Origin of the sequence: Flavobacterium sp., assembly GCF_044341265.1 — a bacterium.
Taxonomy (GTDB): domain Bacteria; phylum Bacteroidota; class Bacteroidia; order Flavobacteriales; family Flavobacteriaceae; genus Flavobacterium.
In genome coordinates, this window is record NZ_JBIISA010000006.1 from 132285 (window position 1) to 149324 (window position 17040).

The following is a 17040-nucleotide window of genomic DNA, read 5'->3' on the forward strand; positions in this document are numbered from 1 at the left end:
TTTTTAAAAAGCCGACAAAGATAGTCCTTTGTTAATGAGTTCAAAAGTTTATCTACTTAAAGTTTAGAATAATCCTTCGAGAGGTTTATTGTTGATACCAATTTTAGTGTAATCAAAAGACATTTTTTGTTGTAACAATGTTGCATAAACACTTCTAAAATCAATTTGATGTTTCAAATCGCCATTGTCTAAATCAGATAAATTTGGATTGTTTCCTATTATTTTAGATTTGTTGTTTCCTCCAATAACAAACATTGGTGCTGCAGTTCCGTGATCGGTTCCATTACCATTGTCTTTGACTCTTCTTCCAAATTCTGAAAAGACTACTATTGTCGCATTTTGTAGTAATTGCGCTTTTTTCAAATCGGTATAAAAACTAAAAATGGCATCGTTCAATTCGGTTAATTTTCTTTTGTGAATGTCCAATTGATTGTCGTGTGTGTCAAATCCTCCAAGCGAAGTATAATATACTTTTGAATTCAAATTTCCTTTAACTAATCGGGCAATCCATTCTAAATTTTTTGCCAAACCAGTTTTAGGATAACTAATTTCGGATGTTGATTTTCCTAAAGCTTTTTGAATATCATCAGAACCTTCTGTAACTGAGTTGGCAATTTTTCTAACAAAATCCAATTGCGGATTGTCAGATAATTTTACATTTTCTTCTTTTTCGCTTCTAATTTTAAATCGGTTTGGATCTTTTACTGTGATTGAATTGGGTTCAACACCTTTTAAAGCTAAATTGTCAATAGAATCTAAATTAATTCCAGCTGTTGGTTGGTGTTCTTTACATTGCAAATCTAAGTATCTACCTAACCAACCTTCGTTCAAATATTTATTAGAATCGGTAGCTGTTTGCCAAATTTCCTGACTTCTAAAATGCGAACGAATAGGTTCTGGATAACCTACATTTTGAATTACTGACAAATCTCCGTTTTGTTGCATTTGAGCAAAATCTTTCAAAGCCGGATGAAAAGCCATTCCTTTATTTTTTCCAATTACATCATTTTTATTGATGGCAATTTTAGTTCGAAGGTCATAATATAAAGGGTTCTCGTATGGAATAAAGGTATTCAATCCATCGTTTCCACCATTTAATTGAATAAAAACCAAGCATTGTTCTCCAATAACCAAATTATTTTGAGAACCAAAAGCATGTAAAAAATCAGGAAGCAAAAGCATTCCTCCAGTGAACGTTCCTGTTAGCGATAAAAAATTTCTTCTGTTCATAATTTTTGCTTTAAATCAGTTGGTATTCAGGAGTTTTTGTAATGTAATTGAATAGTCTTAGAACGGCGTAATTGGCATTGTCATCTTTGGCATCAAAATCGTATTTGAGTAAATTTTCCATGTCTTTTTGCAAATTTTCATCTACTCGAAAAAGCAATCTGTTTGACAATTCTGAAATTATCTGTTTGTTATTTCCATTTTTATTAAAATCTATGCTGACGTTGATTTTTTCTAACTTAATTTCTGGTTCGTCACCTTCTTCAGGAATTTTGTCAAATACTTTTCTACTTATATTTCTTCCATTGCAAAGCAAATCACTGGCATTGTTTCTTTGTAAATAAATTTGAGAAGTTAACCATGAATTTCCTCCATCCCAACCTTTTACATTAGGTTGATTGAATAAATCCATTCCTTGTTGTTTCAAGAAAAAACTAATTAAATTACTATTTGAATTTGTAATATTTAGCTCGTCTGTGAGTTGAAATAGATAAGTTAACGGATCTTTTATTTTGCTTCCAGAATTCTCTTTTGCATATTCTTCTGTAAAAATCTTAGTCAAAAGTGGCTTGATTTCAAAATTCATTTTTCTGAAATAATCGCCATAATAAACTACTAAATCTTCTGATGGATTATCATAAATAAACCATTTTAGTATTTTTCTTGTAATTAAATAAGGCGTATTTTTTTGTTCAAAAATAATGTCAACTAAATCATCAGCTTTAAAATTTCCTTTTTTTCCGAAATAGGTTTTTGTGGAATTGTCTTCTAAAAATCTTCTGTAAACAGCGCTTTCTTCGCCAAGATTTAATCCAGCTAATGCTTTTGCACCTTCTTTAATATCGTTTTCAGTATAATTTCCAATTCCGATAGTGAAAAGTTCTAAAAGCTCTCTACTTAAATTCTCATTGATTTTATCTTTTCGATTGTCAACATTATCCAAATAACGAACCATTGCATTCGATTTTACAATCAGTTTGGTAAGTTCTTTAAAGTTTCCAAAAGCATTTTCACGCAAAATCATATTGTGTTGGTAAATCCAATAGGTAGATTTTACTTTTTGTGAAGTTGCTACAAAATGGTTGTGCCAAAAGCAGGTCATCTTTTCTCTCAGCGGAAATTTTTCTGTTAGAAATTTATCAATCCACCATTTTTTTAATTCGGTAGCATTTTTTATTTGCTTTTTAATAACTTTCTTTTGGTCATCTGCAGTTCCGTTTTTAATCGATTGACGAAGTTCTTTTAACTCCGCAATGGTTTTAGGCTCGTCATCAAGAAATGTTGGAAGTTTTTTTTCGAATGTAGTTGCATACGATTGATTTAGAAATTTTTCAAATCCTAATTCTTCTATAAGTTGCGCTTGCTTTCCTGAAAAGCCTAATCGCAGAGACCAAAGATTGCTTTTGTTCATAATCAAAAAATTGAAATATAAATTTAGACTTTATTTAACACAAAAGGTTTAAATATAAATCAAATTTTAACGTTGAGAATAAGAATTAAATTATCTTCTTCATGAAAAACATTTTCCTTATTCTATGTTTAGGTTTTATTTGTTGTAACAATGCCAAAGTTGAAACATCAACAAAAGATTATAAATCGAATAATTCAGAAGCCTTAGAATATTGTAAGAAGAACGGATTTAATGAAGAGTACTATTTTCTTTTGGATTTAAGTATTCATCCTGGAAAGAATCGATTTTTTGTATATGATTTCAAGGAAAATAAAATTTCTGATAAAAACTTGGTAACGCATGGAAGTTGCGATCAATTTGAAGAAAATCTAGATAAATGGGAAAAGGCAAAGTTTAGTAATAAAACCGATAGTCATTGTTCCATGAAAGGCAAGTATAAAATAGGAAAGAGAGATTATAGTTCTTGGGGAATAAATGTAAAATATTGGTTGCATGGATTAGAAAAAACCAATGAAAATGCTGTGAAAAGGGTAGTGGTTTTACATTCTTGGAATGCTGTTTCTAATGAAGAAATATATCCTAAAGTTTCACCTTTAAGTTGGGGTTGTCCTGCAGTTTCTGATGCATTTATGAGGAAATTGGATGCTAAATTGAAGCAAACAAAAAAGCCAGTTTTACTTTGGATTATTGAATAAAAAAATCCCATGAAAAAAATTCATGAGATTAATTCAAACATTTATCAAACTAACTAACCTTTATCTTCTTCCTCCAGAAGTTCTAACTCTTTTTGGATTTGTTTTTTTTACTCTTACAGTTTTTACATTTCCTCTTGTATTTTTAGGTACAACTGTTGTATTACGGTTGTTGTTTCTAACTACAGTGGTTCTTCTATTGTTATGAACCACCACGGTTGAATGATTTCTTCTTGGTGCATACATTTTGTGAGCTAAAATAACTCTTCTTGCAGGAACGCGATGGTAGTAAACTCTATGAGGAGCACATCTGTTATAAAAAACATGATATTTATAAGGACGCCATGGTTTCCACCATTTTGGGTAAAAACTCCATCTCCAAGGAGAATGCCATACTACATAGGTTGGAGCGTAAAGAAATCTTACACTTGGCCAAAACCAAACATTTACAATAACTTGTTTAGTGTATAATTCGCTAACACTTGGTCCACCTTTTCCACCAGTTGAAGATTCTACAACTTCATTTGGCTCTACAAAAGTATTTTCTGCGTATAAATCAGCATCGCCTTCAATTTGAAGCGTTGCACTTTCATTTCCAGTTTTTTCAATTCCAATTATGGCGATGTCTTGTTTTTCTTTATCGTTTACATAAGTACTCAAAACGATTACATGTGTATCACCTTCACGAATGTCGTCCACCATAATGTAATCAATATCATTATCATCATTTAAATCAAGGTTATTTACATTGTTATTTTCTTCGTTGAGTAATTTTTCAAATTCTTCTAAAGAGTTTGATTTTTTGAATAATGCCAAAGCACCTTCTAAGCTGAAGTTGTCGCCAGTATTATCTGGTCTTTCGTCTTCTTGACTAAATCCTACAGATGTTGCAAGAAGGATAAGTAAAAGTGTGGTTATTTTTTTCATAATCAAATAAGTTTATGCATAAGACTATGAAATTGATAAAAGGTTTAATTTTTTTTATTTTTTTTTAATTCAATAGTTTTCCAATTTAACTGTATCCATGTTGCTACTTCTTCTTGTTTGGTTATTTTAGGAGGTAGTTTTTCTCTAATGCAACGTTCAATTTTAATACAACTTTCAATTTTACTAAAATCCCACAAATCGACTAGCTTGTTGATAAGATACAACACTTCCATACCTTGATTTTTATTAAATCGGGTTTCATCTATTTTACCAGAAATTTTAGAATCAGATGGCATATAGGACGACCATTCATAGTCTGAATAAAATAAATCGTCTTTAGTGAAAGTTATCATTTTTTAGTTTTATTTCTTTGTAAGGTAAGTCAAAAATTGAGAGATATTTATTTTTTTTATGAAATAGCCTTTTTAGTTTATGAAATGCTATTTTTAATTTTTTAACGTAATAATATTTTCTAAAAATCATATTTTCTTTCAACGGCAAATCTTATTAAATCCGTTTTTCCCTGAATATTCATTTTCTTCAGAATATTTTTTCTGTGCGTGTCAACAGTGCTTTTACCAATGAATAGAATATCAGCAATTTCTTGAGAAGTTTTCCCTTCACCTATTAGGCGTAGTATTTCTTTTTCTCTTGTGCTTAAAACAATTTCTTCTTTGCTTGTTAAATCTGTAGTTGTTATGGAATCATCAAAATAGTCTCCATTTTTAGCTACAATTCTTATGGCTTCTAAAACTTTTTTAAGTGAAGAATTCTTCATGATATAGCCCGATGCACCAGCATCTTTCATTTGATGAATAGCTTCTGCTTGGTCAAACATGCTAAAAGCAATTATCTTGGTATTTGGAAACTCTTTCTTTATTGTTTTTGTAGCACAAATTCCATCGCATTTGGGCATTCTTATATCGGTTAAAACAATTTGTGGTTGCTTTTTTCTAACCAAATCGATTAACATTTCACCATCATTTGCTTCACCCAAAACGGTAATATCTTCTTCATATTCCAAAAAAGAACGGATGCCATCAATTAGAGCTTGATGATCTTCTGCAATTACTAATGTTATCATATTGGTAGGTCTATAATTATGGTTGTTCCTTTATTTATTACTGAATCTATGGTGAAAGTTCCACCCATTTGTTCTACTTTTTTTTCTATACTTTTAAGACCAATTCCGTCTTTAGAAACTATTGTTTTGATGTCAAATCCTCTACCATTGTCTTCAATGATGATGTTGATGTCTGTTTTGTTATGCTGTGTAAGATAAATATTAACTTCTGTGGCATGAGAATGTTTGATGATATTGGTGCACAATTCTTGAATCATTCTAAAAATTGTTATTTCCTTTTGATTTTCCAATCTTTCGTTTACTCCGAATGGAATTACGTTTATGGTCAACTTTTTAAGAATACTCATTTTTTCTGCCATTTTTTTTACGGCAATTTCCAAACCATGACTTCCAATAACTCCAAGGTTTTTTAGGTGTGAAATATTTCTTACTTCCTGATAAGCTTCATCAATGAGTGAATCAGTTTTTTCAAACAATTGATTTTCTTTGTCTTCCACAACTTCTTTTTGGCGTTTAAGGTTTTGAAAATTGAACTTTAAAGTTGCTAATAAACTACCTAGATTATCATGTAATTCATTTGCTATTCTTTGGCGTTCTTTTTCCTGACTCTCAAGCATTATATCAATTTCATGGAGTTCTTGTTCTTTTAATGAAGTTTCAAGTTTTTGTGTTTGGATAAGTTTTTCTTGCTCGGCAATGGTTTTCTTTTTTGAAACGTTTTTGTAAGCTAGAACTCCTATTGTTGTGATTGTTAACAACAAAATTAGCCCTATAAATTGTATTACTTTGTTGGTTTTAAGCTTGTTTTTTAGGGTTAGATTTTGAAGTTTTGTTTCTTCAGTTTTGTACTTTGTATCAATTTCTGTAATAGCAATTTTTTGCTCATTTTCATTCAATGTATTAGTTAGAACTTTTTGTTTTTCGATGTATTCAATACATTTTATGTAGTCTCCTTTTTCTTTATATAAATCGGATAAGTAGCCATATAAAATTTCTTTATTTTTATTTAAATAATCTTTCAGCGGAATAGAATCTGCTTTGTTAAAATAATAAAGTGCCTTTTCAAAATCCTTTTTTTTACTATATGCTAGTCCTGTGTTTGTATAAATGTTGAAGAAAAATCCTGTAATTTTTTGTTGATTACTATTCTTTTGATTTTTTCTTAAAATTTTTAAAGCTTTTTGATAGGAGTAAAGAGCAGAGTCAATTTTGTTTATTCTATCATGTGAAAAAGTAGCTCCTATGTTTTGAAGAATTCTGACATGGGTAATTTCATCATTTATTTTTAGATTTTCTTTTTCTGCTTTTTTGAAATATTCTAATGCCGTTTTTGGAATGGTATCATAAAATGACTTTCCAATTTGAATATAAAACTCCGTTAATATTTTCGGATCTTTTTTCTGTTCAGCATAATCATTATACTCTTTTAAAAACTTTTTATAATCAACTTTATTTCTATTAATTGCTAATAAAAGCGAAACAATTTCAATGTTAATTTTAGCAACTTTATCAACGCTATCAATTGATTTAAATAGTTTTTTTGACTCAATGTAGTGATTGAAAGCCAAGTCGTCTTTGTTTTCTTGAACGTTTATAATGGCTAATAAATAGTTGTATTGTGCAAGTTCAAAAGCATTGAACTTTTTTGTATTTATTTTTTCATTAATAATTTTTGCTTGTTCAAAATCCTGATTTTTTATTTGTAATTCAAGTTTTTTTAAAGCGTTTGATTGCGAATAAGTAAAAGCAACACTAAACAAAAGTGCTGCTTTTATAAAAAATATTTTGATTTTTTTTAATGTCATTTAGCAAGAACCATTAACTGTTAGAATCCCACCATTTCCTACTTTTGGTTGTAATGGTCTTAAAATACTTCTCACTATTAGATTTTCTTCAATAGAATTTTCATTCTGAAATGCTGTTAATAAAGCTGAGGGTTCAATTTCTTGGTTTTGTAAAAATCTTAGAATTCCCTCATCAAAAGTTGAATCATGCCAACAGAAAAAATATATTTCATCAGTAGCTTTTAAATTTTTAAAATCTCTTCGCGAGAATTTGTGGTCAATGTTTTGTAAATCAATAGGTTGTGGAGCGACTATAACATCAATACTTGGATCTGGACTCTGTCTCAAATCAAAATTTCCACTATTATCAACCATAACAGCAAAAACAGCATAATTTGTCTCTGTGGAAATATTATAATATTTTACATATTTACAAATCAATCCTTTTGAATCAGGTAAAGTTGTTTTTGCAGTTGCTGTAAGATTTTTTAAATTAAATTCTCCACAAGTTTCGTATACTCTTCTCATATTTTTTAGTTTTAAGGGTTTAATAGTTCAAAATTCTGGTATTAAATTATAAAAAAAATCCCTACAAATAGGGATTTTAAGGAGATATAATTAAAATTAACGTTTTGATAATTAATCTTTTGCAATTTCATCATCAATTAAATCACTTAAGTGGACACGTAAAGCTTTGACAGAAATACTAATTTCCCAAAAAGAGATGCCAAGTGAAATAAGCAAACTAAGCAAGCTTGCACCAAAAATATATATACCAACAAGCTTCCATTCCATAAACAAAACTAACATTCCGAATACGGAAAGAAACAAACTCAATACACCAAAAAGTTGCATATATCTAATTAAGGTTAATCGCAAGTTGAGGTTTTTGATTTCTATCAAAATGCTTTTGTTCTCTTTTTCATCGTAGGTTTTCTTCAAGCCTCGAACGATTTGTGCAATGGTTAAAAATCGATTGGTGTAAGCCAAAAGTATTAACGAAGTTGCAGAAAATAATAATGCTGGAGTTTCTATGGATAGGTTCATTTTTAAAGTTTGAAGTTAGATTTACGAAGTACGAAGTTAGGGAATAATTATCGTCTTACACCATAAATGAGTTCATCTTGAAAAGCATCGTATTTGTAAATGATATTCTCAAATCGAGCTTCAAGTTTGAAACCTGCGTTTTCTAAAACTTTTTGTGAACCAATATTTTTTCCAAAGCATTTAGCATAAATCCGAGTAACATCAAAACGATCAAATCCAATTGGTATGATTTGCTTTACAACTTCTGTCATTATTCCTTTTCCCCAAAATGGTTCACCAATCCAATAACCAATTTCAATGTTTTTACATAAAATATCTGCTTGTGGATGAAAGTCAATTCCGCCCACGGCTTCGCCATTTATTTCAATTGCATATTTTAGTATGAGCTGGTCTTTTAAAGCTATTTCGATAAAATTTTTAGCATCATTTTCTGAGTAAGGAATTGGAAAACGATTAGTAAAAAAGGTTGTCAAATTTACATTGTTAGCATATTTTGCTAAACTTTCAACATCAGAAATTTGCCAGGGACGAAGTGTGAAATTCATGAGATGCTTTTTATTCAAATTTACAAAAAAAACCTGCAAGTTTTCACTCACAGGTCTCTTCTATATATTCTATATTCTGTTTTCTTACTTAATCAACTCAAAACTTCTTTTCACAAAAGCAGTTAATTCTTCACCTTTCAGTAATCCTTGTGAGATTTTGGCTAAATCAAGAGCTTGTTTTACCAAACTTTCTTGAGCTGATTTGTCAGAGGTGTTTAAGATAGTTGTTGCTAATTCAGAATTCGTATTTACAACCAAATTATACATTTCTGGGAAATTACCCATTCCGAACATTCCGCCACCGCCAGTTTGACTCATTTCTTTCATTCTTCTCATGAATTCTGGTTGCGTAATCATGAATGGTGCCGCCGAACTATCCATTGGTTCTAATTGAACAGAATAGTTAGTTTTTGGAACAATTTCCTCTAAAACCGTTTTCAAATTAGTAGCCTCATCTTCCGATAATTTAGAAATTTGAGTTTCTTCTTTTTGAATCAATTTGTCAATATGGTCAGAATCTACACGAACAAAAGTTAGGTTTTCGTTATCAGATTCTAATTTTTGAATCAAATGCGAAACAATTGGAGAATCTAAAAATAAAACTTCATATCCTTTTTCTTTTGCAATTTCTACATAACCATGTTGCGTATCTTTATTAGAAGCATATAAAACTACTAATTTTCCGTTTTTGTCAGTTTGATTTGGAGTAATGGCTTCTTTCAATTCTGATAAAGTATAATATTTATCATCAACTGAAGGATATAAAACAAAATCGCCTGCTTTTTCGTAGAATTTTGGTTCAGATAACATTCCGTATTCTAAAACTATTTTGATATCGTTCCATTTTTTCTCAAAATCTTCACGATTTTCATTGAATAAACCTTTCAATTTATCAGCTACTTTTCTTGTGATATAATTCGATATTTTCTTTACGTTACTATCTGCTTGTAATCCAGAACGCGAAACATTCAAAGGAATATCTGGCGAATCAATTACACCTTTCAGCATTCCTAAAAATTCTGGAACAATTCCTTCAACATTATCGGTTACAAAAACCTGATTTTGATACATTTGAATTCTGTCTTTTTGCATTTGCATGTCGTTAGACAGTTTTGGGAAATACAAAATACCAGTCAAATTAAAAGGATAATCTACATTCAAATGAATATTGAATAAAGGTTCTTCAAATTGCATTGGATACAATTCGTGGTAAAAGCTTTTGTAATCTTCATCCGTTAAATCTGTTGGCAATTTTGTCCAAGCAGGAGTTGGATTATTAATGATATTGTCTACTTCAATAGTTTCTGCAACAAAATCCTCTGCAGCATCTTCTGGCTTTGGTAAAGTTTCTTTGCGTGTTCCAAATTTAATTGGAATAGGCATGAACTTATTATATTTTATAAGTAATTCTCTGATTTTATATTCTTCTAGAAACTCAAGAGAATCTTCAGCAATATGAAGAATAATTTCAGTTCCACGAGACGTTTTGTCTGATGCTTCAAGAGTAAATTCTGGACTTCCATCGCATGTCCAATGTGCAGCTGGTTCATCTTTAAATGATTTAGTAATGATTTCAACTTTTTCAGCAACCATAAATGCCGAATAAAATCCTAAACCAAAATGACCAATAATTCCAGAATCTTTGGCAGAATCTTTATATTTTTCAAGAAATTCTTCTGCACCAGAAAAAGCCACTTGATTGATGTATTTTTCAACTTCGTCGGCAGTCATTCCTAAACCTTGGTCGATGATGTGAAGTTTTTTGGCTTCTTTATCGATTTTTACTTCAATAATCGGATTGCCATATTCAACTTTAGCCTCACCAATACTAGTTAAATGTTTTAATTTTAAAGTTGCATCTGTAGCATTTGAAACCAATTCACGAAGAAAAATTTCGTGGTCATTGTAAAGAAATTTCTTGATTAAAGGGAAAATGTTTTCTACTGAAACATTAATTTTTCCTGTTGACATATTTTGAACTTTTAAGTTAAACAATTTATGCTTTATCACTATTCAAATTCAGTACCAAAGGCTTTAATCTGACAAAATGACGTAGAAGTAATTCTATAAGTTATTTTTGAAATCATGTAAATTTTCCAATTGATTTATAATTACCTTTGTACATTAAACTAAATTTAAAAAAAATATGAAAAAAGGTATTCTTCTATTACTATTAGTTTCTTTTGTAATTGGTTGTAAACCAAAGCAAAATGTAACAAATACAAGACTTGATAAAAGTTCTCAAGTCTTAGTAAAAGGAACTTGGACAATAAGTTCTGTTACTTATCCGGGTTCAGATTATATCAAGGTTACTTCATTTGATATTGCAGATTCTAAATGTTTTGTTGGAAGTACTTGGAAATTTATTTCAAATAACAATAAAGGTGAAATGGCTCTGAATAATTCTAGTTGTACTAGTTTCACTTCACCAATAACTTGGTTTATCAATGATAATGGAAATTTTGTCATGAAAATTATAAACGAAACTAAAGCAAAAAAAGTTGCTGAAGGTTACATTTTAACTGTAGCTAATCAAACGGAAACATCATTTCAGTTAATAGATAAAGCTAATGTTGGTGGAAAATCTATTGATGTGGTATATCAGTTTCAGAGAAATTAAATAATTTAAAATATAAGAAAATGAAAAAGATTACAATTTATTTATTGATAGGAGTTTTAAGTATAGGTTCACTTTTTACAAGTTGTGAGTCGGTAAAAAACACAAATAAAACTCAACGTGGTGCTGCAATTGGTGCAGTTGCAGGTGGTGTTCTTGGAGCAGTTCTAGGAAATAACATTGGAAAAGGTGGTAATGGCGCAATTGGTGCTGTACTAGGAGGTGTTATAGGTGGTGTAGCAGGTGGAGTTATTGGAAATAAAATGGATAAGCAAGCTAGAGAAATTCAAACAGCTTTGCCTGGAGCTCAAGTTGAGAGAGTAGGAGAAGGAATCAGATTGGTTTTAGGTGAAAATTCTGTACGCTTTGATACCAATAAATCTACATTGACTGCTGCAGCAAAAGCTAATTTAGACAAATTAGTTCCAGTTTTTCAAAGTTATGCTGATACAGATATCGTTATTTATGGATATACTGATATTACAGGTAAACCAGAATATAACTTGACATTATCTGAACAGAGAGCAATTTCTGTTGAAAAATATTTAGAGTCAAAAGGTTTAAATATGTCAAGATTTAAAATGGTTGGAATGGGAATTGCTGATCCTATTGCAACTAACGATACTCCAGAAGGTCGTTCTCAAAATCGTAGAGTTGAGTTTGCAATTACAGCAAATGAAAAAATGGTTGAAGATGCTAAAAAACAAGCTGGAAACTAAATTTAAGAGTTTATAACTTCATTAAAGGCGATCAATTTTCATTGGTCGCTTTTTTATTTTCAAATATTTTGAACAACATTTAACAAAACTTTTTGTTTAGATAATTTCGTTAATTGTTAAACAATAAGTAATTTTACAATCAAATTTATTTTAAATGGAAACTTCTAAGAAAACAACAAGCAAAAAGAAATTGGTAACAGATGATGCTATCATTTCTATGTACATGGATTATGTTCTAAGCAATAATGCCGAACCTAAAAATGTATTCTCATTTTGTAAAGAGCACAAAATAGAGGAAGCAGATTTCTACAAATTCTTTGGTTCGTTGGATGGATTGAGGCAGGAAATTTGGGTTAAATTTTTTGAGAATGCAGAGGCTTCTATTAAGAAAGATGAGGCATTTGAAAGTTATTCAGATAAAAATAAACTTCTAACATTGTATTTTACTTTGTTTGAAATTTTAACCTTGAACAGAAGTTATGTGGTGTTTTCTTTAAAAGAGAACAAAGAAGGATTAAAGAATTTGAAAAGTTTAAAACAATTCAGAAACCATTTTAAAGATTTTATCGTAAGTATTATTGATGAGAATGAAAATATGGTAAGTGATAAAATTTCTAAAATCACCAAACCAGTTTTTGCAGAAGGAGCATGGATTCAGTTCTTATTTTTATTGAAATTTTGGATGGATGATACTTCTGTAGGGTTTGAAAAAACAGATGTTTTAATCGAAAAATCAGTAAATACAGTAGTTGATTTGTTAGATACAAAACCATTAGAAAGTTTATTCGATTTAGGAAAATTCCTTTGGAAAGAAAAAATGAATTAATACTGAAATAAATTCAGCACAAGTATGAAAACATTAGATAAAATTCCAACAGGAAAGATAGAGCGCGCCAGTCAATTAGTAAAAACCGGATTTAAAGTAGGTGGAAACTATGTTGCTTATTATGGTGAAAAGATTGTAAATCCATCTTTAAATCGTGATAAATTAAACGAAAGCAATGCCGAAGACATTTATGATGGTTTAAAGAATTTAAAAGGAAGTGCTTTGAAAGTTGCTCAAATGTTGAGTATGGACAAAAGCATTATGCCACAACAATATGTAGATAAATTTTCGTTGTCACAATTTTCGGTTCCACCATTGTCGGCACCATTAGTTAGAAAAACATTTAAAAAATATTTAGGTCAATATCCAGAGAACTTATACGACACGTTTACGCCAGATGCTATGAATGCTGCGAGTATCGGTCAGGTACACAAAGCAACCAAAGATGGGAAAAATCTTGCTGTGAAAATCCAATATCCAGGTGTTGCGGATAGTATAAGTTCTGATTTGGCTTTAGTGAAACCATTCGCGATTAGAATGTTTAACATAAAAGGTAAAGATTCTGATAAATATTTTAAAGAAGTTGAAGATAAATTATTGGAAGAAACCGATTATAATTTAGAATTAAAGCAAAGTTTAGAAGTATCTGATTGGTGTAAGCATATTGCAAATTTACGTTTCCCAAAATATTATCCAGAATTGTCATCAGAGAAAATACTGACAATGGAATGGATTGATGGTGAACATTTGTCAGAATTTGCTTCTCACAATACAGATAGAGTTAAAGGTGATAAAATAGGTCAAGCGCTTTGGGATTTTTATATGTATCAAATGCATCATTTAAAACAAGTACATGCTGATCCGCATCCTGGGAACTTCTTGATTGATAAAGACGATAAATTAGTTGCAATTGATTTTGGTTGTATCAAACATGTTCCTTTAGAATTTTATGTTCCTTATTTTGAATTAGCAAATCCAGCAGTGATTGATAATCCGAAATTGTTCAACGAAAAATTATATGAATTAGAGATTTTAAGATTAGATGATTCTAAAGAAGAAATAAAATATTTTACAAAGTTATTTCATGATTTGTTGAGCTTATTTACCAAGCCATTTCACGGAGACTTTTTCGATTTTTCTGATGATGATTTCTTTGGTCAAATTGCTACAATGGGAGAGGAGTTCGCTAAAGATACTCAATTAAGAAAAATGAATGGTAATAGAGGTTCAAAACACTTTTTGTACATAAACAGAACGTTTTTTGGTTTGTACAACTTGTTGCATGATTTAAAAGCAAGGGTTCAAACAAAAGAATTTGAAAAATATATTAAGAAATAAAAGATTGTTTGTTTATTGGTTAGGTTGATAAGAGCGATGGCTACACGTTTTAGCATCGCTCTTATTGTTTTATCTACCTATTACAATCCAATCACTTCCATCACTTTGAACTGTATATCTCTCATTTGCATTTATGGTGTTTATAAAAGTATTTGTAACATCATCATAAATGTTACCACCACTTGTTGACAGTATTTTTGAACTTATTGTATTGCTTCCTATAATTATGTAAATTTTACCTGTATTACCAACTGCATTGGGTAATCTAACTTCGGACACAGCATTAAAGACTCTAACAGTATATTCAGATAATGAAATGGTATAGATACCAGTTGCTACTCCAGTTGTAATATATGGTTTTACAGTATTTACAGGAATTTGAGCCCAACTACCGTTTCCAGCAGCATCACTTTGTAAAAAATAATTCGCCGTTGCACCAGCAGTCATTTGCAAATTAGTTGTTGAAGTTGTACCAGCAACTGTAACGGTAGTTCCATTATCTGTTACAATTCCATCCACAAGTGTTGTACCATTCCATTTTGGAATGTTATTGATTGTTACGGATGATACTTGCGGATCAGTTTCAGTAATAGTTAATGATGATGGATTTACCCAACTTAAAACTCCGGCAGCATTTGTTTGAAGAACTTGATTTATGGTTCCTCTTGCTGCTGGAAAAACATAACCCGTTCCTGCCGGATCACCAATTTGAAAAGTACTATTTGTTCTCAAAATTCTTGTTGGACTAAACTCTCCATAAATCAGAGATGTTGTAGCATTTGTACTTGAATTCGTTATATATAATTTATTAGAAGTTGTTTCAAATTCACCAGCTTGGTTACCTATTGCTACATTTCCAGTACCAGTACCATTTGTTCTTAATGCATTATAACCAATGGCAGTATTACTTGTAGCAGTATTTGAATTAAGTGCATTAAAACCAATTGCGACACTATTAGCTGAAGCACCATTTGCTCTCAATGAATTAGAACCAATAGCTATATTATTGGAACCAGTAGTAAATTGTCCTGCAAAATTCCCAATAAGTGTATTGTCTGACCCTGTTGCTGCAAACCCTGCTTCGTTACCAACAGCAGTATTATTGTCACCATTTGCATTATTATTCAATACGCTATATCCAACACCTGTATTTCCAGTGCCTCCAGAAATTTGACCTTGTAAAGCATTATATCCTACAGCTGTTGCGTTGGAAGCTCTGTTTTGAAAAAGTGCATTTGCTCCAACAGCTACAACATTGGTGGTGGTTGTAAAAGGAGGTAGACCTACTGCAAACATAGCTTGATAACCAATTGCAGTATTAAATCTTGAGCCTGCTTGAGAAATTCCTACCAAGGCACTATGTCCAAAAGCGGTATTTTCAGATCCTGTATTATTGTTTAAAGCAATATGTCCAACTGCGGTATTTCTTGCTCCAGTAAAATTAAATCTAGCCGATTGAAAACCCACAGCCGTATTTTCATTACCAGTTGAATTGTTTAACATAGTTTCAAATCCAATAGCAGTATTGTTGCTTGCTGTTGTATTGCCTGATAAAGCTCGAAATCCAACGGCTGTTCCATTATTTCCAGTTGTATTTGCTCTCAATGCTTCAAAGCCAATAGCTGTTGACGCACTTCCAGTATTAAGTAATAATGCGTTATTTCCAACTCCGGTGTTTTGAATTCCACTTACATTGGCTGCTAATGTGCTATTTCCAACAGCTACATTTGTATTACCTGTAGTATTTGCGGCTAATGAACCATTCCCAACTGCTACATTATTAGCACCAGTATTTAGTGTTAATGCATTCGTTCCAAAAGCCGAACTATTTGTTGTTGCTCCAGCGGTCAATGCACCTACACCGAAGGAAGTACTTGTTGCTCCAATTTTTCCAGCAGCTAAGTTATTTCTTCTAAACGCAACATCAACGTTTGTTCCCGCAGCAGTTCCTATGAAGTTAGTTCCGTCTACAATTCCTGTATTTCCTAAAATGCTCCAATTATTTGATGCTCCAGTTGCTAATCTAACCCAAATTGTTCCATTCCAATAATAAAAACCAGGTGTAACATCAGCAACAGTCGCAGAATTGTATACTAATTCAGAAATTGTTGGTGATGTTAGTGGCAATGCACTTGTGGTAATTGTTAAGGCTACTCTAGGTATTAATAAGCCATCATTTGATGATGTTATGTCTAACGCTCCTTGAGGTGTTGGTGTATCAATTCCTACTTGAGCTTGACTCACTATGGTAAATAGAAATACTATTATGATTCGAATTGATGTGAAATTTTTCATAATTACTTCTTGAATATGCATGAAAAAATATTAAAAAATACCTCTCAAAGAAAGAGAGGTATTTTTAATATTTAGCTTTAATTTAAATTATCTTCTTATTACACGTAGTGTTTTAGTGTTAGACTCTTGAGATACAATTACATTGTAAACTCCAGATGGATATTGGTTTCCTAATTCAAAATTTTGAATATCAGAAGCGTTTATCATTTTGTCTTCAACTAGTTTTCCTATCATGTCGTAAACTCTAACTTGAATACTTGCTTCGCTGTTAGTTTTTACATCCAACTTGAAGTTTTCTGCAAATGGATTTGGATATGCCAAAGCTTCAAAAACATTTACTACTTCTAATTGAACATCTGATGCTATAGCTCTTGCTTGCATTGGAGTTTTGATTGTACATGATTTACTGTATGGACCAAAGCTAGTCTCATTTGGTAACCTAACTGCTACTTGTACAGAATAAATGGCTCCGTTAGGAATTAATCCTGGGAAGTTGTTTAATGTAAAACGATTTAATGTGTTATCAAA

The 17040-nt window shown here is 30.9% G+C and carries 17 protein-coding genes; 5 read left to right on the top strand and 12 right to left on the bottom strand.

Translation table 11 applies throughout. The annotated features are described in order from the left end of the window. Window positions 1–63: 63 nt before the first annotated feature. Entirely contained in the window at window positions 64–1230 is a 1167-nt protein-coding gene (locus tag ACIQ06_RS04700; RefSeq protein WP_396144108.1) for a DUF1501 domain-containing protein, read from the bottom strand. A 10-nt stretch (window positions 1231–1240) separates the two neighbouring features. Beyond that, window positions 1241–2638 (bottom strand): DUF1800 domain-containing protein, encoded by a 1398-nt coding sequence (locus tag ACIQ06_RS04705; protein WP_396144109.1) that lies wholly within the window; start codon window positions 2636–2638, stop codon window positions 1241–1243. 101 nt (window positions 2639–2739) lie between these two features. Between ACIQ06_RS04705 and ACIQ06_RS04710 the strand changes: the two genes are divergently transcribed. Beyond that, the gene (locus ACIQ06_RS04710; protein WP_396144110.1) at window positions 2740–3333 is read left to right on the top strand and encodes a murein L,D-transpeptidase catalytic domain-containing protein; all 594 of its coding nucleotides are present in this window, start codon (window positions 2740–2742) and stop codon (window positions 3331–3333) included. Between the two features lie 60 nt (window positions 3334–3393). Here ACIQ06_RS04710 and ACIQ06_RS04715 read toward each other — a convergent pair whose 3' ends face one another. From ACIQ06_RS04715 to htpG, 8 genes are all read right to left on the bottom strand, one after another. Next, on the bottom strand, window positions 3394–4257 hold the full coding sequence (locus ACIQ06_RS04715) for a hypothetical protein (protein ID WP_396144111.1): 864 nt from the start codon (window positions 4255–4257) through the stop codon (window positions 3394–3396). A gap of 44 nt (window positions 4258–4301) precedes the next feature. Continuing rightward, window positions 4302–4610 (bottom strand): hypothetical protein, encoded by a 309-nt coding sequence (locus tag ACIQ06_RS04720; RefSeq protein WP_396144112.1) that lies wholly within the window; start codon window positions 4608–4610, stop codon window positions 4302–4304. Between the two features lie 119 nt (window positions 4611–4729). Next, window positions 4730–5341 carry a response regulator gene (locus ACIQ06_RS04725; RefSeq protein WP_396144113.1) on the bottom strand — a complete coding sequence of 204 codons (612 nt, stop codon included), beginning with the start codon at window positions 5339–5341 and terminating at the stop codon, window positions 4730–4732. Then, window positions 5338–7146, bottom strand: coding sequence for an ATP-binding protein (locus ACIQ06_RS04730; protein WP_396144114.1), 1809 nt, complete (start codon window positions 7144–7146; stop codon window positions 5338–5340). Before ACIQ06_RS04730 ends, ACIQ06_RS04725 begins: the two co-directional genes overlap by 4 nt. Continuing rightward, a complete protein-coding gene (locus ACIQ06_RS04735) occupies window positions 7147–7653 on the bottom strand; it encodes a hypothetical protein (RefSeq protein ID WP_396144115.1) in 507 nt (168 codons plus the stop codon). A 111-nt stretch (window positions 7654–7764) separates the two neighbouring features. Continuing rightward, window positions 7765–8172, bottom strand: a complete 408-nt coding sequence (locus tag ACIQ06_RS04740) for a DUF2721 domain-containing protein (RefSeq protein ID WP_396144116.1) — start codon at window positions 8170–8172, stop codon at window positions 7765–7767. 47 nt (window positions 8173–8219) lie between these two features. Further along, the gene (locus ACIQ06_RS04745; protein WP_396144117.1) at window positions 8220–8717 is read right to left on the bottom strand and encodes a GNAT family N-acetyltransferase; all 498 of its coding nucleotides are present in this window, start codon (window positions 8715–8717) and stop codon (window positions 8220–8222) included. 84 nt (window positions 8718–8801) lie between these two features. Further along, the gene (gene htpG / locus ACIQ06_RS04750) at window positions 8802–10688 is read right to left on the bottom strand and encodes a molecular chaperone HtpG (RefSeq protein ID WP_396144118.1); all 1887 of its coding nucleotides are present in this window, start codon (window positions 10686–10688) and stop codon (window positions 8802–8804) included. 175 nt (window positions 10689–10863) lie between these two features. On the opposite strand from htpG, the gene ACIQ06_RS04755 reads away from it, so the two are divergent. The 4 genes from ACIQ06_RS04755 to ACIQ06_RS04770 all read left to right on the top strand — a co-directional run bounded on the left by ACIQ06_RS04755 (window position 10864) and on the right by ACIQ06_RS04770 (window position 14217). Then, window positions 10864–11337, top strand: a complete 474-nt coding sequence (locus ACIQ06_RS04755) for a lipocalin family protein (protein WP_396144120.1) — start codon at window positions 10864–10866, stop codon at window positions 11335–11337. Between the two features lie 20 nt (window positions 11338–11357). Further along, complete coding sequence (locus ACIQ06_RS04760; RefSeq protein ID WP_396144121.1) at window positions 11358–12053, top strand: OmpA family protein; 696 nt, start codon at window positions 11358–11360, stop codon at window positions 12051–12053. 154 nt (window positions 12054–12207) lie between these two features. Continuing rightward, entirely contained in the window at window positions 12208–12879 is a 672-nt protein-coding gene (locus ACIQ06_RS04765) for a TetR family transcriptional regulator C-terminal domain-containing protein (protein WP_396144122.1), read from the top strand. Between the two features lie 24 nt (window positions 12880–12903). Then, entirely contained in the window at window positions 12904–14217 is a 1314-nt protein-coding gene (locus ACIQ06_RS04770) for an ABC1 kinase family protein (RefSeq protein ID WP_396144123.1), read from the top strand. 69 nt (window positions 14218–14286) lie between these two features. Here the strand turns inward: ACIQ06_RS04770 and ACIQ06_RS04775 are convergent, their stop codons facing one another. Together ACIQ06_RS04775 and ACIQ06_RS04780 are read right to left on the bottom strand one after the other, a co-directional pair. Further along, window positions 14287–16512, bottom strand: a complete 2226-nt coding sequence (locus ACIQ06_RS04775) for a beta strand repeat-containing protein (RefSeq protein ID WP_396144124.1) — start codon at window positions 16510–16512, stop codon at window positions 14287–14289. An 87-nt stretch (window positions 16513–16599) separates the two neighbouring features. Next, window positions 16600–17040: T9SS type A sorting domain-containing protein (locus ACIQ06_RS04780; protein ID WP_396144125.1), on the bottom strand; the 441-nt coding region annotated here is incomplete at its 5' end.